This is a genomic window from Chitinophaga agri, assembly GCF_010093065.1.
GTDB lineage: Bacteria > Bacteroidota > Bacteroidia > Chitinophagales > Chitinophagaceae > Chitinophaga > Chitinophaga agri.
In genome coordinates, this window is record NZ_CP048113.1 from 3589095 (window position 1) to 3606791 (window position 17697).

The window sequence follows — 17697 nt, forward strand, 5'->3', positions numbered from 1 at the left end:
GCAAGAAGATTATTTCGTAATCAAACGCATGAACTCATTTCTGGTCCTGCCATCTTCAAACTGACCAGAGAAAGCTGAAGTAGTTGTTACAGAGTTCTGTTTCTGCACGCCACGCATCATCATACACAGATGCTGTGCCTCAATCACTACGCCTACGCCAAGCGGCTGTAGCGTTTCCTGTATAGCGTCCAGTATCTGATGTGTCAGACGTTCCTGCACCTGCAGCCGGCGGGCGAATACATCTACCACACGGGCCAGTTTGCTCAAACCGGTGATATAGCCATTTGGTATATAAGCGATATGCGCTTTTCCAAAGAAAGGCAACATATGATGCTCACATAATGAATATAATTCTATATCCTTCACGATCACCATTTCGCTGTAAGCTTCCGTAAACTTGGCGCCTTCCAGGATAGCTTTCGCATCCATCTGATAGCCTGTGGTCAGGAATTGCATAGCCTTGGCCACACGTTCAGGTGTTTTTTGTAAACCCTCTCTATCTACATCCTCGCCCAATAATTCTATGCTACTCCTGTAATGATGAATAAGGTCATTAGTTACCTTTTCATCATACGTTTCGATTTTATTATAAGCCATTTCTATAATTAACTTAGTCTGATAATCAACATTCCTGAATGCCCATTCAAGGTAGGGAAACTATGAAAGCCTACTTGCCTCCGAAATATTCCACATAAATACGTGGCGTTTCATACAGTTTGATACAATGCAGCTGCACACCTTCCGGCAGATGCGGGGTCAGCTGGTCCCAGATACCGATAGCAAGGTTTTCAGCAGAAGTGAACTTGCCCACCATAAAATCAACGTCCATATTCAGGTTACGGTGATCGATCTTTTCTACTATATGGTCCTTGATCAGAACGCCCAGCGTTTTTGCGTTGAAGACGAATCCGGTTTCCGGATCAGGGGAACCTTTTACGGTTACGTGTAATTCGTAATTATGACCGTGCCAGTTCTCATTAGCACACTTGCCAAACACTTCCTCGTTCTTTTCCTTACTCCAAGCGGGATTGGATAACTTATGCGCCGCATTGAAGTTCTCCACACGCGTTAAATAGATCATTATTAACTCTATATTTTCCGCAAAGTTACAATAATTCGATCATAGTCGATCGCTGCCCCAAAAGCCCTACCTTTGCTCCATGAAAATATTGGTCACCGCTGCCACTCCCTTTGAAATACAGCCACTTATAGACCATCTGGCCGGTCGCCAGTACCAGCATTGCCAGGTAAGCACACTTATAGGCGGCATTGGTATGATGCATACCGCCTACCAGCTGGGCCGGCACTTTGGCGGTTCGAAACCGGACCTGGCCATACAGGCAGGCATAGCCGGTTGTTTTGACCATTCCTGGGAAATGGGAAAGGTGGTGATCATCGACCGCGAACAGCTCGGAGACCTGGGTGTGGAAGACGATCAGTCCTATAAAGACCTGTTTGACATACAACTATGGCAACCTGACCAGCCCCCTTTTACGAACAGGCAACTTATCAACACTTTTAATGGCGTTCCTGACCTGCCGGCATTACCTGTCGCTTCGGGTGTCACTATCAACACTGTTAGTGGCAGTGAACGTACCCGTCAGTTACTGCTGGATAAGTATCAACCAGCGGTAGAAAGTATGGAAGGCGCCGCTTTTCATTATGCCTGTCTGCAGGAGAATATTCCTTTTTTCCAGCTGCGCAGCATATCGAACTATGTGGAGGTAAGAGATAAGAGCAAATGGAAAATTCCATTGGCGATACAGACTTTGAATGATGCATTGATTAAATATATTGAACGATGGAACTAACACTGGGATTCTCACCGTGCCCGAATGATACTTTCATTTTCGATGCGATGGTGAACAACAAAATTGACACGAAAGGCTTAACGTTCAAAACGCAACTGGAAGATGTTGAAACACTGAACAAATGGGCTATGCAGGGCAAACTGGCTATTACAAAACTGAGCTTCGGCGTTTATCAGAAAGTAAAAGATCAGTATGAACTACTGAACAGTGGCAGCGCACTTGGAAGAGGCTGCGGACCACTGCTGATCGCTAAAAAAGATATTCCGCACGATAAGATCAAAGACGTGAAGATCGCCATCCCCGGCGAGAACACTACTGCCAATCTTCTTTTCTCTATTGCATTTCCTGAAGCAAAGAACAAAGAAGTACTGTTATTCTCTGATATTGAAAATGCTGTGCTGGACGGTCGCGTTGATGCAGGTGTTATCATTCATGAAAACAGATTTACCTATCAGCAGAAAGGACTGGTAAAGATCATTGACCTGGGTGAATACTGGGAAAGTACTACCGGCAGTCCTATCCCGCTGGGAGGCATCTTTATCCGTAAGGATATTCCGGATGAGATCAAACAACAGGTAGACGATCTTATTCATGAAAGTCTGCAATACTCTTTCCGTCATTATCCGGCGCTGTCTTCCTATGTGACGGAACACGCGCAGGAAATGGATGAAAAGGTAATGCGCCAGCATATCGACCTTTATGTGAATGATTTCAGTCTTGGACTGGGAGAAGCAGGCAAGGCTGCAGTAGACAGGCTCATGTCTGTATATGCATAGAAATAATTAGGAATTAGGAATTTCCTGTCCTGAAAGCCTTTCGCATCGACAAAGAGCGCTCCGACTAATACGTCAGGAGCGCTCTTTACTTTAAGGAAGATCTGATCTACTCAATTCCTGATTACTTTAAGACGCCAGTGCCGCCTTGTATACTTCCAGTACTCTTTTTCGGGCCTGTTCATGTACCACCATCGGCTTCACATATGTCAGTTCCTGGAACTCGGGTACCCACTTTCTGATGTAATCAAAATCCGGATCAAAACGTTGCGTTTGTAATGTCGGATTGAACACCCTGAAATAAGGTGCCGCGTCGCAGCCACAACCTGCCGCCCACTGCCAGTTTCCATTGTTGGCAGCCAGATCGTAGTCCAGCAGTTTCTTTGCAAAATAAGCTTCTCCCCAGCGCCAGTCTATCAACAAATGTTTGGTCAGGAAACTGGCAGTGATCATACGGACGCGGTTATGCATAAACCCGGTTGTATTGAGTTCCCGCATACCTGCATCTACGATCGGATAACCCGTTTGTCCATCGCACCATTGCTGAAATTCCTTTTCATTATTCCGCCACTGGATGTTGTCATATTCCCTGCGGAATGCCATTGTCACCACATGTGGAAAATGCCAGATGATCATCTGGAAGAAATCGCGCCATATCAGCTCATTCAGGAAGGTTTCATTCAGCGAATTTGCACGGTCAGCCAGTTCCCGGATGCTGATCGTTCCAAAACGCAGATGTACCCCATAATGTGTCGTACCTTCTATTCCCGGGATGTCGCGCGTCTTATCATAATTTTTGATAAGACTGTCTTTGATCTTTACAGGAGGAAAACCTCTGAATCCTGCCTGAAAACCGATAGCGCGCAGACTAGGCACTTTCTTTGCCTTCTGGCGGTAGAAGTTCCTGAAATAGTCTTCAACGGGGTAAGGTTTTAAGTAGAAATCATTCAACAGGCTTTTCCATTTTTTACTGTAAGGAGTAAATACCGTGTAAGGCTGACCGTTATCTTTTAACACCTCTGACGGAGCAAAGATCACGTGGTCTTTGTAGAGATGAAAGGTGATGTCTTTCGCTTTGAGTCTTTGTGCAATATCCGCGTCCCGCTTCATTGCATAAGGCTCGTAATCGATGTTGGCAAACACCTCTTTCACATCATACACGGTGGTAAAATGATCAAATGCCTGCTCTGGCGTTCCATAAAACACGTCGAGTGTACTTCCCAGTTTACTTAGTTTTTCCTGCAGATCTTCCAGTACATCATGAATAAAGGTGACACGTCTGTCATGCTTATCATCCAGATCGTTCAGGATGTTAGTATCAAATACAAACACCGGCACGACAGGATTGTCTGATTTTAATGCATGGTATAATGCTGCATGATCAAGCAAACGCAGATCACGCCGCAACCAGCACAAGTTTACAGTTGGAGGCATAAGAGTGGTTAGTTTTGCATTCTCGTTAATAGATAGCTAGTTATTGCGGTACCAAGATAAATCGGAAAAGTATAAAATAGTTCCGCTAAAAATGTGCCACTGCCGTGCGGTTTCAGCACTAATCTGTAAATGAATAGAGGTCGTTGTAACTATCTATAATCCTTCATGTATCAGCTCGTGTAATATCACTGCGGTTGCATTGCCATAACTGCTGTCACGGAATGCGCTGACCCAACGGATACCTGTTACAGCATTTGTGAGAAAGATCTCATCAGCATTTTCCAGATCGGCCACCGTAAGGGATTTCTCAGCTACACTAAAAGGCAGATCCATGCGCAACAGGTGTTTGCGCATTACACCACATACGCCACCTTCTGATAATGGCGGCGTAATAATGTCACGGCCGTGTACAATAAAAAGATTAGCGATAGTAGTGTCAGCTACCCTTCCACAGGGATTCAGCAGCACTGCTTCATTAATGCGGTGTTGTTTAGCATACATGGCAGCCATCACATAGGGCAGACAATTATTAGATTTGATAGCGGAGTATTTGTCACTTGTTTTTCTGACATCAGGAAAGACATCCAGCACGAGTCCCGTTTCGTTCAGTTCCAGGATCTGCCGGTTCAGTTCCCAGCTCTGGATAATGAAATTAGGGAGGTTGTTAATGGGATCATATAGTCCGCCATCCGACCTGAAGACTGTCAGCCTTACCCTGGCCAGCTGCTCATTGCCATTGCGGGCACACAACTCTGATATCAGTTTGGTAAAATACGCTTTTGTGAAGTGGTGGGGAACGTCGAAGTGAAGCAGGTTCATACTTGCCATCAACCTTTCAAAGTGAAGGTCTGCAAGCAGGATCCGTCCCTGGTAAACCCGCATGGTTTCAAAACAACCATCTCCATAACGGAAAGAACGGTTATCGGCCGTTAAAATAGGTTCGGACGCCCCAATAAATTTACCATTATAGACTAAAAACCCCGGTTGCACTTCGAACACTTTAGCGTTTAATTGGACTGTTAAGTTACGGAAATTTCACGGGGTAAAAATGGGTAGCGGTTACCCGGTATAACACCGGATAACCGTCTTTTTTTGCATAGGACAGGGGTCCTTCCCGGTCACCGACCCGGACGAACGCCTGCTAATGGCGAATAACCCTGTATAGATAACTGTTAATTACACAGACCCGGTCCCGGGTCAGACTTCGCATGAATAGCCTGCTGGCTTATGCACACCATGACATGTTAGACAGTATTACTTCACAATTAAACAGTATAGGATAAATAAGACACGAACAGACAGTTACATATTGAGACATATATATCTCTTCAATATATCAATCAAAATCAGTAACTGTTCAATAATCTTTCACCTGTGTCTGCAGGTGTATACGTGGTAATTAATTCATAGTGTGTTGCTTGATTCTCTAAAGTTCACAGACGGTTCACAATGTTTCCATTGTACGATTTATTAATTTTGGCTTCTTTCCTGGAGAACTTTTTTCTCCGTATATACGAATAGTTAGACTTTCTGTTTTGCGTTCATTGCCAGTGCTCTCGTTGCTATCATCAGTTCGATAAAGCAAAGATGCTGAATTAGTTTTACACTACAATAGCAAGTTAAGGGTATTGCAAATATGAGGGAGAATACTTATGAAAACAGAAAAAATTTGTGAATGATGTGTAGATGACTTAATAGTGACGGGTAAGGAATTAGGAAATGATTCCCTGTACTTCATGGCTTCAATTCCTAATTCCTTATTCCTCATTCCTAATTTAACTTCATTTCCGGTATCTCACCTTCTACCACGAGACGTCCTGCTGTTTTAGCTATTATCTCTTCCACACTTACGCCCGGTGCTCTTTCCAGCAGTCGGAAACCGGCAGGTGTTACATCAAGTACAGCCAGTTCCGTTACGATCTTCTTTACGCATGATACCCCTGTCAGCGGCAACGTACATGATGGTAATAACTTGCTCTCTCCTTTTGGGTTAGTATGCATCATGGCCACTATAATATTCTTGGCGGCAGCTACCAGATCCATCGCTCCCCCCATTCCTTTTACCATCTTACCGGGTATTTTCCAGTTGGCAATATCACCAGTATCAGAAACTTCCATAGCGCCCAATACGGTAAGATCAACCTTACCAGCCCTGATCATGCCGAAGCTTTCAGCAGAATCAAAGAACACGCCTCCCGGTAATACAGTGACTGTTTCCTTACCTGCATTGATCAGGTCCGCATCTATTTCATGTTCGTCAGGATAAGGCCCCATTCCCAGTAGTCCGTTTTCTGACTGCAGCATAATAGATATACCAGGAGGAATAAAGTTAGCAACGAGGGTAGGAATACCTATACCCAGGTTCACATACATTCCATCACGCAGCTCCTGTGCTATTCTTTTGGCAATGCCATATTTATCTAAAGACATAATGATTTTCCTGTTTGAGGTTGCAGTAAACAAAAGGTGGATTAACCCATTTTAACCGTCTTCCTTTCTATACGTTTTTCATAATTACTTCCCTGGAAGATGCGGTGTACATAGATACCGGGTACATGTATCTGATCAGGATCCAGTTCGCCTGGCTGTACCAGGTGTTCCACTTCGGCAATAGTGATGTTGCCTGCTTTGGCCATAGAAGTACTGAAATTACGCGTTGTCTTCCGGAAGACCAGATTCCCCATCGTATCGCCTTTCCAGGCTTTTACGATAGAAAAATCAGCGTGCAGGGCCATTTCCATGAGATAGTGTTTACCATTGAACTCGCGCACCTCTTTTCCGGCAGCGATCTCTGTACCGTAACCTGCTGGTGTGAAGAATGCAGGGATGCCCATACCAGCCATCTGAATACGGGTAGCTAATGTACCCTGCGGGATCAGGTCTACTTCCAGTTCGCCTGAAAGCAGCTGTCTTTCAAATTCTGCATTTTCGCCTACATAAGATGATAACATCTTTTTGATCTGCCGTGTTTTCAACAGCAATCCGAGGCCAAATTCATCTACACCGGCATTATTGGAAATACAGGTCAGTTGCTGTGTACCTTTCCGTACCAGCGCGGCAATACTGTTTTCGGGGATGCCGCACAAACCAAATCCGCCCAGCATCAGGGTTGCGCCATCGCGGATGTCATGCAATGCCTCATCGGCATTCGCTACAACTTTATTCATGTTTTGGTGATGTTTATCAAGCGCAGGTCAGGGCCTTAGCTTCACAGGCTTCGGTTGTGACAACCTCGAGCCTATTGGAAGGGGTGGAGAGACGATGCGCTTATCTTTCTTAACAAATGGAATTATTGTATCCTGTCCACTCCAAATTATTGGATTATTATTAACCGGCAAAAGCGAATTGATATTGGAGCCGTACTCCCTGTTCCGCACATTGACATCCAATGACTCTTTATCTTCTGATACAATAGCAAACATCATATCATATATGCCTTTGAACTTATCAGGATGGGACTCGTAATAAGCATAACTGTGGTTAAATTCTTCCGGGGTTAGTTTATGCAGATCGAGGATCTGGCGGTAATACACCTTCAGACGTTCCTTCCGCACTGAATCGGTGACCACGACATTTATGCCATCCTCTTCAAGACCAGCATAGGAATCGGCCAGATTCATATCCAGCAATACATCACGCATTTTTTCCTTCGGCAATACGTCACCCGGTACCTTGTCCGCTTCCCCGCATGCTGTGATCAACAGCACCAGGCAAACCGCTAATATTCTATACATACAGTGTTTTCTTCTTCAAAGATGCAAAGCTATTTCATCTGCTGGTATTTTGCAGCATTGGTGACATCCATTTGTGCAAGTAACTGGGCTGCGCGGGTCCTCTCCTGGGGAGGAGACTTTGCAAAGATCTTCTGCAGTTCATCCGATTTGGCACTGAAGAACACCGCCATCAGCATAGAGTTGGGTATATCCTGGTATACGGCATATAACATATTCAGGCAGTTCATGATGGAATTGCGCCCCTTATTCATATCCTCATACATCATATCCATTCCCTGACGATGGTACTGATACATCACATCATGGAAGCGGCTGAACTTCACATTCAGGAGATTATCCTGTAACCAGTAGCGGTTACGGTTGCCCTCGAAAGGTTTCCATCCTGAGATCTCCTTTGCATCTGGTGCATTACTCACGATGTTCAGTGCTTTCTTAAAATAGTCATCGCCTCCTTTTGCAGCAAAAGAGTCAGCGTCCAGGCCGAGTATGATATACGTGTAATACGCCAGGATAGCTGTCAGATTAGAGGCCAGCGGATCATTCCCTACAACACGGTTATCGCTGAATTCCAGCGGCTGGAACTCTACATAACGGAAGGCCACATTCACATCCTGCATATTCAGCGTACTGCTGAGGTATCCGGAATTGTAAACAGGGCGGGTAGACTGAATGGTCAGGTTAGCCCTGAAAGTATTATTACCCAGGTCTTCTGTGACCAGTAAGAGGAAGTTACATTCAATGCGCTCAGCAGGAGTATAGGCGTCGTCCGTCCATCTGCGGCCATTCAGAAATTCCTTCATAGCGTTCTGAAGGGTGGTGAAAACTTTTCTGCTGGTATTGTTGTTCAGCTTCGCGCCGGTAGTGACGGTCACATTTGCGCGAAGTTCCTGTGCCTGTGCGGCAGATAGTTCCAGGAAAATAGCCATCATCGACATCAGCAGCGCAAAGCAGTGGGTTTTATGCCTTGCACACCATAAGTAAGCGTTTGTTGCCATTGTGATCATTCTGAGTTATAAGAGCAATGATTTATACGATGAGGTGGGCGCCATTGGCAGGTAGCATTTCAACAATGCTATTCACAATATCCTGCGCAACCTCCAGTTTGGATTTTAGTGGTAGCTCCCTGGCATCACCGTTTTTGTTAAACAAGGTCACCTTATTGGTATCATGATTAAAGCCGGCGCCTTTATCATTCAGGGAGTTCATTACAACAAGGTCCAGGTGTTTCTCACGCAGCTTCTTTAATGCGTATTCCTTTTCGTTGTTGGTTTCCAGGGAGAAACCCACCAGCACCTGTTTGTCTGTGCGTGTAGCACCCAGCGTACGCAGGATGTCTTTGGTCTTCTCCAGTTCCAGGGTCAGGGCATCCCCTTCTCCTTTCTTCATTTTGATGTCTGCAACGTGCTTAGGTCGGTAATCGGCAACAGCTGCAGCCATAACGATCACTTCAGACTGGGCGAAATGCACTTCACTTCCGTTGAACATCTCTTCCGCAGTTACGACCCGGATGGTCTTTACGGCGGGATTGGCAGCTGACAGTCCCGTAGGACCCAATACCAGGGTCACATCTGCACCAGCCGCCGCCAGTGCGTCAGCAATCGCTATACCCATTTTACCGCTGGAGTGATTACTGATATAACGTACAGGGTCGAGCGGTTCTTGCGTAGGACCGGCAGTGACCAGGGCTTTTTTTCCTGCCAATGGCAGTGTAGCGCCGTTAACAGCCTGCTGTTCAGTCGTCTGTGTGATGGCAGCAGCCGGCATGGTAGCAGCAATATTATTAAAATGTGTATGAAGGTATTGTACAATGTTTTCGGGTTCGGCCATACGACCTTCTCCGAATAATCCGCTGGCCAGTTCACCTTTCTCAACTGGAAGTTGCTGATGACCAAAGGATAACAGCCGGGTGATGTTGGCGCGGGTAGCAGGGTGATGCCACATGTCCTCATCCATGGCAGGCGCAAAGAGCACCGGGCAGGTAGCAGACAGATAAGTGGCCATCAGGAGGTTATCGCAGGCACCGCTGGCCATTTTGGAAAGTGTATTGGCAGAAGCGGGAGCGATGAGCATAACATCGGCCCAGCGGCCCAGCATGACGTGGTTGTTCCAGCTCTGGTTATTGCTGATGGTGACAGGCACTTCATGTTTGGAGAGCGTTGCCAGGGTCAACGGGGTAATAAAATCACAGGCGGAGGGTGTCATGACCACTTTTACGTCAGCACCTTCTTTTACCAGGAGGCGTACGAGTGTAGCAGCTTTATAGGCAGCGATGCTACCGGATACACCTAATAATATTTTCTTTCCTTGAAGCATGACCTTATTGGCATTAAACAAAAAAGGCGGCAGAAAATATATTCTGCCGCCATGAAGTTAGATATTTTTCAGTCAAACTACTTAGCTATATAAGTCGTCGTCATTCCTGCGGAAGTAGATCTTATCTTCCAGGAATTCCATGGTTGCCTGGATAGCCGGATTAGCCATCCTTTCATAGAAACGGGAGATTTCGATCTGCTCTTTGTTCTCGTGCACTTCCTCCAGGTTATCTGTGTGGCTGGCAAATTCTTCCAGCTTGGAGTGCAGTTCTTCCTTCACAGATATGTTGATCTGATTGGCGCGTTTAGCGATAACTGCAATAGACTCATACAGGTTGCCAGTTTTACTCTTGATCTCGGTGGTGTTTTTTGTTTCAACCATCGGATTAAGGCTGCTGGTGAGACCTCTTTTTATTTTGCTCATTCTCCAGGGAATTATTGTGATTATTAATTGTTTTTAGATTCAGTACCGGCTTCTTCTTTCACATCTTTCGCCTTTTCTGCCTTATTAGCAGCTTTTTTTACCTTTTTCTCATCTTTCTTGGAACGTTCCGGTTTATTATAACTATCCAGTGTTTTTATATTGCCTTGTGCTAAGGTATAATATTTTTCTGCATCGGGCTTCAGTTTGCTGGCGGAGTAATGGTCGGCGAAATCAAGGTATTCGCTCACTACATCTTCATAGCGTTCTTTTTGTTTTTCCCAGATGCTGTTTTTAGCATATTGGTAATAAGCCTTGATAGCCATGTACTTATAAGAATCGCTCTTATCTGAATCCGGGAACTGGCGCATCAGGCTTTTAAAGGTGATGGCGGCAGCGTGGTAATGGCCAAGGTTATAGTATAGCTCTGCGTTATTGTATTCTTTCTTCTCCAGTTTACGGCGGCTCAGTTCAATTACCAGGTTAGCTTCAGGTACTTTATCCGATGTCGGATAGTTGTTGATGAAGGTTTGCATGGCAGCGATAGCCTTCTGGGTGTTGGTCTGGTCGAGCGCTACTTTAGGGGACTGTTTATAATAGCAGTAAGCCTGCATATAGTCCATTTCCGTTGCTCTTGGACTGTTAGGGAAGTTATCGAGGTAGTTTTTAAAATAGAAACCGGCCTGCACATAATCTTTCATTTTGTAAGAGCAATAGCAGTAGTTGTAGTACATGGGCTCGTACTTATCGGTTCCCTTATAAACCTGGAATAAAGATTCATACAACCCCTGAGCAGCGGTATATTTCTTTTTTGCATACAGCTTATCAGCGTATGCCAGCTTGGCCTCATAATCCTTGCTTTTTTCAATTTTGCGCAGCTCAGTATTACAGGATACCACAGCTGTTACCGCTACAAAGAGACTAATGTATAAAACTAATTTCCGCATAAAGAGGGCAAAGTTAAGAATTAAATGTAAATGTAAGGTAGGCCGGGAATCGAAGCTGTTAAAATTTTGTAAAAGCCGTGATTGGTGGCGCCTTTTTCCACTTTTCTACACCAAAAGAGTGGTTTTCCACTTTTTACCACGACAGGGCTTATTCCCGCTTTAGTATCGGTTTGTATTCGGTCAGGTGAGCTTTCTCTTACGTTTCTCTTACGTTTTAAGACGTAGGAGGAACGTAAGAGAAAGCTTACCTGACCAAATACAAACCAAAGACAAACTATACCATAAGACGAACAAAAAGAACTTGTTATCGACCAGATCACCACCCTGGGAGATGTAATCCGGACTTTGTTCGACTATTTATGGGATGGCAAATAACGGCGTTTAGCTGGAATATAAAAAACGGGGAAAAGAAAGCTGCAAAAAAGATACTGACATACTGGTGATACGCTCGGGGACAGTCGATTCATAACAGACTGATGTAATGTGAAAACACGGAAAATGTGGATAACCGATGTGAAAACTGACGAAAAATCGGGAACGAAAGACCAGTGGGAGTATACCCGGAGTTTGACTTCACCCGTTCAATAACGTTATGCACATCGAAATCAGACTTATAAACACTACAAACACACATTATCAACATTCACAAACAATACCTGTATAACAAAACCTATACGAGTCAATATTATAGGCAAAAAAAAGCTGTGGAAAAAATTTATAATTCATTTTTTCGTTAGAGAGTGGGAAAAAGTGTTATTTTGTGTTAGAAAATGTTTTTCAAGGACTTTCGCCCCCAAATATGACAGGCTTTCTCGGTGAATATGAGGCTACGTTGGATGCAAAAGGACGCTTTCTACTACCGGCAGGCTTTAAAAAGCAACTGGCAGAGAGCGCAGGAGAACAGTTTGTAATCAACCGAGGGTTTGAAAAGTGTTTGTCTTTGTATCCCATGAATGAATGGCAGCCAATTTTTGAGCGGATCAGTAAACTCAACGACTTTGATCCGAAAGTTAGAGAATTCAGGCGCTATTTTTTGAACGGAGCTACAATATGTGAACTGGACAGTGCAGGGAGGTTATTGGTACCAAAAAATTTAATGACCTACGCTTCGCTCGAAAAAAACATCGTGCTGGCAGCGGCGACAAATAAGATAGAGATCTGGGATCAAGGTAAATACCAGGAGTTCTTTGAAAATTTCTCACCAGGAGCATTTAGCGACCTGGCCCAGCAAGTAATGGGAGGCGGGGATAATAACATTTCGATTTAATTGACTGTATGGAAGAAGCTTCAGCATATCATCTGCCCGTATTACTGCAGGAAGTGATCACGAACCTGCAGATACAACCTGACGGTGTATATGTAGACGCCACTTTTGGTGGTGGGGGCCACTCCAGGGCAATCCTGGAAAAGCTAAATGAGCATGGCAGACTGATCGTATTTGACCAGGATGAAGATGCATACAACAACCGGATAGATGACCCAAGGGTCACCTTTGTTCAACACAACTTCCGGCATTTGCAACGCTTCCTCCGGTTGCACAAGTCTGTACCGGTAGACGGTATCCTTGCTGACCTGGGAGTATCCTCCTGGCAGTTTGATACCCCGGAGAGAGGGTTCAGTACCCGTTTCGACGGCGACCTGGACATGCGGATGGATAAACGTACAACACTGACCGCTGCATCACTGCTCCAGTCCTCTACTGAAAAAGAACTGCATCTGATGTTTCAGAATTACGGGGAAGTAACAAACGCCCGTACACTGGCAAAAACCATCGTGCAGGAACGCAAGGCTAGGCCAATGCGAACGATTAATGAATTTAAATCTGTAATTCAGCCGATAGTAAAAGGCAATCCGCAGAAATATCTGGCCCAGGTTTTCCAGGCCCTGCGAATTGTTGTCAATGATGAATTTGGTGCCCTGAAAGACATGCTGACCCAGTCAGCTGAAGTGCTGAAACCAGGTGGAAAACTGGCGATTATCACTTTTCACTCACTGGAAGACAGGCTGGTGAAAAATTTTATGAAAACGGGACAATTTGAAGCACAAGACGAAACGTTCTCTTACGAAACACCGCCTAAACTATTCAAGTTAGTCACTAAGAAACCAGTTACTGCCAGCCCCGAAGAGCTCAAACGCAATACAAGGTCCCGAAGTGCAAAACTGAGGGTTGCTGAAAAACTATAAAGATCGATTATGAATCCGCTATGCCAATGTACTTGTCACCCGACGGGATGCATTGGCTTAGCAGCATAAAGTAATATAACGTGTTGCAGGAAGAAGAAGCATACATATCAGCCGAAGAAGAGGCCCCGGAAGAAAAGCCGGCCATCTCGGAACAACCGGAACACAGAAAAGAATGGCGTCTGCGGATCAACTACAGGGCCATTACGCAAAACATGCCCTTTATTCTGTTCCTTTCCGCTCTCGCCCTGATATATATCGCTAATAGTCATCTTGCAGAAAAAAAGATCCGGAGTATCAATAAACTCGGCAGGGAAATCAAAGAACTGAAATGGGAGTACCTCAACGTTAAAAGTGAACTGATGTTCCGGAGTAAAATGAGCGAAGTGAGCAAAGCTGTAGAACCCATGGGGTTAAAACCGCTAAGCTCTCCGCCACAAAAAATAGAACTGGAGAAAAAGGAATAACCTTTTATACATAACAAACAGTGGAAGTAAAGAAAGACATATTGTGGCGTGTGTATCTGTGCTTTATAGGCATGGGGCTGTTTGGTGTGGCAATCCTTGTAAAAGTATTCATGGTGCAGAACGTAGACGGTGACTACTGGCGCGGAATGGCAGATAGCCTCCATACCCGCTATGTCTCCCTAGACGCTGACCGCGGTACCATATATTCTGAAGAAGGCCGTATGCTTTCAACATCCATTCCTTATTTCAATTTAAGGGTGGATTTTGCTGCTGATGGACTTGTAGCAAAAGATGGCAAAATATTTAAAGAGAATGTGGATTCACTCTCCATTTGTCTTTCTCAGTTATTTGGTGACCGTACACCCAGAGAATATAAGAACCTCCTCAGAGAGGCTTTTCAGCACAAAGACAGGTACTTCCTCCTGAAAAGAGATGTACAGTTTGTGCAATACCAGGCAGTCCGCAACTTTCCCATGTTCAGACTCGGAAAGAACAAAGGCGGCCTGATCGCAGAAACAAAGAACAAACGCATTAACCCCTTCAAACTATTGGCTAACCGCACAATAGGATTATCAAGGGAAAATGCGCAGAACGTAGGTCTCGAAAGGACCTACGATAAGTATTTAAAGGGCGTTACCGGTAAAAGACTGATGCGCCGTATCGCTGGTGGAACATTTGTTCCCGTGGAAGGATATGATATTGAGCCCGAGAACGGACGCGATATCATCACTACCCTGGACGTGAACATGCAGGACATTGCAGAAACTGCCCTCATGAATATGATGGTCAGCAACGAAGCAGAACATGGTACCTGTATCCTGATGGAAGTGAAAACCGGTAAGATAAAAGCTATTGCCAACTTAGGACGTCAGCCGGACGGCAGCTACTGGGAGGACATGAACTATGCCCTGCAGGTAGGTGAACCAGGATCCACGTTCAAACTGGCTACCGTGATCGCCGCACTAGATGACCAGTATGTCACCATGGACGATCAGGTGAACCTGAACGAAGGTCGCTGGCAGATAGGCAGAAGGACTGTCTTTGACTCTGAACCACACCCGGGCCAAACAAACGTCAGCATCAAACATGCTTTCGAACTGAGCTCCAACGTGGGAATGGCAAGACTGGCCATGCGCTGCTACGAAAAAAAGCCAAATGATTTTGTCGCACACCTGCGTAAGCTGCATCTCGACAAACCTACCGGCATCGATCTCGTAGGGGAAGGCAAACCGGTGATCAAAAGCACCAAATCAAGAACCTGGAGCAGCACCAGCTTACCCTGGATGTCTTTCGGTTATGAAGTGTTAATTAGTCCGCTGCAGACCTGTATGTTATACAACGCCGTTGCCAACAACGGTACCATGATGAAGCCTTACCTCGTAAACGCTATCATGGAATACGGTCAGCCGGTAAAAGATATTGATCCGGAAGTAGTGATGGACAGCATTTGTTCACGTAACACACTCAGACAGGTAAAAGCCATGCTGGAAGGTGTGGTGACAAATGGTACCGCCAGAGCATACTGGACACCATACTACAAGTTCGCCGGTAAAACAGGTACAGCACTGGTAGCAAACGGAAGGGAGGGTTACAGACAAAAGATCTACCAGTCCTCCTTCGCAGGTTACTTTCCAGCCAACGATCCGCAATTCACCTGCGTGGTCGTGATCAAGAACAAACCCAATGCGGTAAAGTTCTATGGTGGAGCAGTAGCATTGCCAGTGTTCCGTGAAGTGGCAGACAAACTGTACGCCATCGCACTCGAAAAACAAAGACCCATGCGCGCGACTATAGCAGTAGATACACTGCTGGCGTTTAAAACCGGACAGGGACGCGAATGGAAGACCATACTGAACACACTCGATCTGCCCATACAGGGCGCACCGGGTAACAGCAACTGGGTAAGTCCAAAAGTGAATGACAAAAAAGTGACTTTCACGGCTGTTAAACAGGTAAAAGGCGGCGTTCCCGATGTAACAGGAATGGGACTGAAAGACGCCTTATACCTGCTGGAAAATGCAGGATTGCGTGTGATCGTGAAAGGCGCAGGAAAAGTGACGAACCAGTCATTACCCGGCGGCTCGTTATTGGAAAAAAACCAGACTATCGTAATAGAACTGAGCTAAGAAGCATGAAGACGCTGCGAGACATATTATACAATGTGAGCATCCGCGAGGTACACGGTAGTACAGATACTACTGTTAAATCGCTGAGCATAGACTCCCGGGCCATTGGTCAGGGAGATGCCTTTATCGCTATCAAAGGCGTACATGCAGATGGTCACCTGTTTATAGAGAAAGCCATCACGCAGGGCGCAGCGGCCATCATCTGTGAAGAGATGCCGCAAAACCTGGCAAACGGGGTGACTTATGTGCTGGTGAACAGTAGCGCAACTGCTGCAGGTATTATCGCAGGAAATTTTTACGATAATCCGTCACATAAACTGAGACTGGTAGGCGTAACCGGTACCAATGGCAAAACCACCATCGCTACCCTCCTGTTCCGCCTGTTCAGTAAGCTGCGTTACCACTGTGGACTGCTGTCAACTGTGCAGAACCAGATTGGTGATAAGGTGGTACCAGCGACACATACCACTCCTGACGCGATCCACCTGAACGCTTTACTGGCAGAAATGGTGGATGAAGGTTGTGAATATGTGTTTATGGAAGTCAGTTCACATGCGGTGCATCAGCAACGTATTGCCGGACTGAAGTTCGCCGGTGGTATTTTCAGCAACATCACACATGATCACCTGGACTATCACAAGACCTTCGATGAATATATCAGGGTGAAAAAAGCCTTCTTTGACGGACTGCCACAAACAGCCTTCGCGCTTACCAACCTGGATGACAAGCGAGGTAATGTGATGTTGCAGAATACCCGTGCAAAGAAACAGTCATACAGTCTGAAGACAGTGGCCGACTTCAAGGGTAAGATCCTGGAGAACAACCTGACCGGACTGGTAATGACGGTGAATGAGAAGGAAGTACACTTCCGCCTGATCGGAGAATTTAATGCCTACAACCTCCTGGCAGTATATGGTGCGGCGACCCTGCTGGGGCAAGATAAGGACGAAGTACTGCAGGCGCTCAGCGACCTGTCAGGTGCAGAAGGACGATTTGATTATATCACATCCGCCAATGACAGGATCATTGGTATCGTCGATTATGCACATACACCTGACGCATTGCTGAATGTACTCGCTACCATTAAAAACCTGCGCAAAGGCAACGAGCAGGTGATAACTGTGGTAGGTTGCGGTGGTGACCGTGATACGGCTAAACGCCCAGTTATGGCAGCAGTCGCAACGGAACACAGTGATAAGGTCATTCTTACTTCTGATAACCCTCGTTCGGAAGATCCTGTAGCTATCATCCAACAGATGGAAGCAGGTATCCCGGTGCATCAGAAAAAGAAATCATTGTCTATCACTGATCGTAAAGAAGCCATTAAAACAGCCGTAAGCCTCGCTAATCCGGAAGACATTATCCTGATAGCAGGCAAAGGACACGAGAAATACCAGGAGGTCCAGGGAGTAAAACATCCCTTCGATGATAAACAGGTATTGCGTGAGATACTGGAATTGATGGGGAAATAATAAACGGACTGAAACAAGT

At 45.5% G+C, this 17697-nt stretch carries 18 protein-coding genes; 7 read left to right on the forward strand and 11 right to left on the reverse strand.

Translation table 11 applies throughout. The features are described 5' to 3' along the window. Positions 1–9 precede the first annotated feature (9 nt). The gene (folE, locus tag GWR21_RS14125; protein WP_162332373.1) at positions 10–597 is read right to left on the reverse strand and encodes a GTP cyclohydrolase I FolE; all 588 of its coding nucleotides are present in this window, start codon (positions 595–597) and stop codon (positions 10–12) included. Between the two features lie 70 nt (positions 598–667). After that, positions 668–1081: a 6-pyruvoyl trahydropterin synthase family protein gene (locus GWR21_RS14130; protein ID WP_162332374.1), complete on the reverse strand. Its 414-nt coding sequence runs from the start codon at positions 1079–1081 to the stop codon at positions 668–670. A 79-nt stretch (positions 1082–1160) separates the two neighbouring features. On the opposite strand from GWR21_RS14130, the gene mqnB reads away from it, so the two are divergent. Then, positions 1161–1811 carry a futalosine hydrolase gene (gene mqnB, locus GWR21_RS14135; RefSeq protein ID WP_162332375.1) on the forward strand — a complete coding sequence of 217 codons (651 nt, stop codon included), beginning with the start codon at positions 1161–1163 and terminating at the stop codon, positions 1809–1811. Continuing rightward, positions 1802–2587 (forward strand): 1,4-dihydroxy-6-naphthoate synthase, encoded by a 786-nt coding sequence (locus tag GWR21_RS14140; protein ID WP_162332376.1) that lies wholly within the window; start codon positions 1802–1804, stop codon positions 2585–2587. Before mqnB ends, GWR21_RS14140 begins: the two co-directional genes overlap by 10 nt. A 126-nt stretch (positions 2588–2713) precedes the next feature. On the opposite strand, the gene GWR21_RS14145 is transcribed toward GWR21_RS14140, so the two are convergent. The 9 genes from GWR21_RS14145 to GWR21_RS14185 all read right to left on the reverse strand — a co-directional run bounded on the left by GWR21_RS14145 (position 2714) and on the right by GWR21_RS14185 (position 11432). Next, the gene (locus GWR21_RS14145; protein ID WP_162332377.1) at positions 2714–4018 is read right to left on the reverse strand and encodes a cryptochrome/photolyase family protein; all 1305 of its coding nucleotides are present in this window, start codon (positions 4016–4018) and stop codon (positions 2714–2716) included. Between the two features lie 153 nt (positions 4019–4171). Further along, positions 4172–5017: an aminotransferase class IV gene (locus tag GWR21_RS14150; RefSeq protein ID WP_162332378.1), complete on the reverse strand. Its 846-nt coding sequence runs from the start codon at positions 5015–5017 to the stop codon at positions 4172–4174. Positions 5018–5788: 771 nt separating this feature from the next. Continuing rightward, positions 5789–6448, reverse strand: a complete 660-nt coding sequence (locus GWR21_RS14155; RefSeq protein WP_162332379.1) for a 3-oxoacid CoA-transferase subunit B — start codon at positions 6446–6448, stop codon at positions 5789–5791. Positions 6449–6489: 41 nt separating this feature from the next. Then, positions 6490–7185 (reverse strand): CoA transferase subunit A, encoded by a 696-nt coding sequence (locus GWR21_RS14160; protein ID WP_162332380.1) that lies wholly within the window; start codon positions 7183–7185, stop codon positions 6490–6492. A 27-nt stretch (positions 7186–7212) separates the two neighbouring features. After that, a complete protein-coding gene (locus GWR21_RS14165) occupies positions 7213–7752 on the reverse strand; it encodes a DUF4296 domain-containing protein (RefSeq protein ID WP_162332381.1) in 540 nt (179 codons plus the stop codon). 29 nt (positions 7753–7781) lie between these two features. Next, entirely contained in the window at positions 7782–8747 is a 966-nt protein-coding gene (gene porD / locus GWR21_RS14170; protein ID WP_238430367.1) for a type IX secretion system protein PorD, read from the reverse strand. Positions 8748–8778: 31 nt separating this feature from the next. Next, the gene (gene coaBC, locus GWR21_RS14175; RefSeq protein ID WP_162332383.1) at positions 8779–10065 is read right to left on the reverse strand and encodes a bifunctional phosphopantothenoylcysteine decarboxylase/phosphopantothenate--cysteine ligase CoaBC; all 1287 of its coding nucleotides are present in this window, start codon (positions 10063–10065) and stop codon (positions 8779–8781) included. A gap of 81 nt (positions 10066–10146) precedes the next feature. Then, on the reverse strand, positions 10147–10488 hold the full coding sequence (locus GWR21_RS14180; RefSeq protein ID WP_162332384.1) for a DNA-directed RNA polymerase subunit omega: 342 nt from the start codon (positions 10486–10488) through the stop codon (positions 10147–10149). A 23-nt stretch (positions 10489–10511) separates the two neighbouring features. Further along, positions 10512–11432 (reverse strand): outer membrane protein assembly factor BamD, encoded by a 921-nt coding sequence (locus tag GWR21_RS14185; RefSeq protein ID WP_162332385.1) that lies wholly within the window; start codon positions 11430–11432, stop codon positions 10512–10514. A gap of 760 nt (positions 11433–12192) precedes the next feature. Between GWR21_RS14185 and mraZ the strand changes: the two genes are divergently transcribed. From mraZ to GWR21_RS14210, 5 genes are all read left to right on the forward strand, one after another. Further along, on the forward strand, positions 12193–12699 hold the full coding sequence (mraZ, locus tag GWR21_RS14190) for a division/cell wall cluster transcriptional repressor MraZ (RefSeq protein WP_238430368.1): 507 nt from the start codon (positions 12193–12195) through the stop codon (positions 12697–12699). 8 nt (positions 12700–12707) lie between these two features. Beyond that, positions 12708–13616: a 16S rRNA (cytosine(1402)-N(4))-methyltransferase RsmH gene (gene rsmH / locus GWR21_RS14195; protein ID WP_162332386.1), complete on the forward strand. Its 909-nt coding sequence runs from the start codon at positions 12708–12710 to the stop codon at positions 13614–13616. Between the two features lie 80 nt (positions 13617–13696). Beyond that, positions 13697–14080, forward strand: a complete 384-nt coding sequence (locus GWR21_RS14200) for an FtsL-like putative cell division protein (protein ID WP_238430369.1) — start codon at positions 13697–13699, stop codon at positions 14078–14080. 20 nt (positions 14081–14100) lie between these two features. Then, positions 14101–16206, forward strand: a complete 2106-nt coding sequence (locus GWR21_RS14205) for a penicillin-binding protein (RefSeq protein ID WP_162332387.1) — start codon at positions 14101–14103, stop codon at positions 16204–16206. A 5-nt stretch (positions 16207–16211) separates the two neighbouring features. Continuing rightward, the gene (locus GWR21_RS14210; RefSeq protein WP_162332388.1) at positions 16212–17678 is read left to right on the forward strand and encodes a UDP-N-acetylmuramoyl-L-alanyl-D-glutamate--2,6-diaminopimelate ligase; all 1467 of its coding nucleotides are present in this window, start codon (positions 16212–16214) and stop codon (positions 17676–17678) included. The last annotated feature ends 19 nt before the right edge of the window (positions 17679–17697 follow it).

What these genes read in the sequence shown, in the direction of transcription:
- folE (WP_162332373.1), bottom strand. Translation starts at nt 597, where the DNA reads ATGGCTTATAATAAAATCGAAACGTATGATGAAAAGGTAACTAATGAC.
- GWR21_RS14130 (WP_162332374.1), bottom strand. Translation starts at nt 1,081, where the DNA reads ATGATCTATTTAACGCGTGTGGAGAACTTCAATGCGGCGCATAAGTTA.
- mqnB (WP_162332375.1), top strand. Translation starts at nt 1,161, where the DNA reads ATGAAAATATTGGTCACCGCTGCCACTCCCTTTGAAATACAGCCACTT.
- GWR21_RS14140 (WP_162332376.1), top strand. Translation starts at nt 1,802, where the DNA reads ATGGAACTAACACTGGGATTCTCACCGTGCCCGAATGATACTTTCATT.
- GWR21_RS14145 (WP_162332377.1), bottom strand. Translation starts at nt 4,018, where the DNA reads ATGCCTCCAACTGTAAACTTGTGCTGGTTGCGGCGTGATCTGCGTTTG.
- GWR21_RS14155 (WP_162332379.1), bottom strand. Translation starts at nt 6,448, where the DNA reads ATGTCTTTAGATAAATATGGCATTGCCAAAAGAATAGCACAGGAGCTG.
- GWR21_RS14160 (WP_162332380.1), bottom strand. Translation starts at nt 7,185, where the DNA reads ATGAATAAAGTTGTAGCGAATGCCGATGAGGCATTGCATGACATCCGC.
- GWR21_RS14165 (WP_162332381.1), bottom strand. Translation starts at nt 7,752, where the DNA reads ATGTATAGAATATTAGCGGTTTGCCTGGTGCTGTTGATCACAGCATGC.
- porD (WP_238430367.1), bottom strand. Translation starts at nt 8,747, where the DNA reads ATGGCAACAAACGCTTACTTATGGTGTGCAAGGCATAAAACCCACTGC.
- coaBC (WP_162332383.1), bottom strand. Translation starts at nt 10,065, where the DNA reads ATGCTTCAAGGAAAGAAAATATTATTAGGTGTATCCGGTAGCATCGCT.
- GWR21_RS14180 (WP_162332384.1), bottom strand. Translation starts at nt 10,488, where the DNA reads ATGAGCAAAATAAAAAGAGGTCTCACCAGCAGCCTTAATCCGATGGTT.
- GWR21_RS14185 (WP_162332385.1), bottom strand. Translation starts at nt 11,432, where the DNA reads ATGCGGAAATTAGTTTTATACATTAGTCTCTTTGTAGCGGTAACAGCT.
- rsmH (WP_162332386.1), top strand. Translation starts at nt 12,708, where the DNA reads ATGGAAGAAGCTTCAGCATATCATCTGCCCGTATTACTGCAGGAAGTG.
- GWR21_RS14210 (WP_162332388.1), top strand. Translation starts at nt 16,212, where the DNA reads ATGAAGACGCTGCGAGACATATTATACAATGTGAGCATCCGCGAGGTA.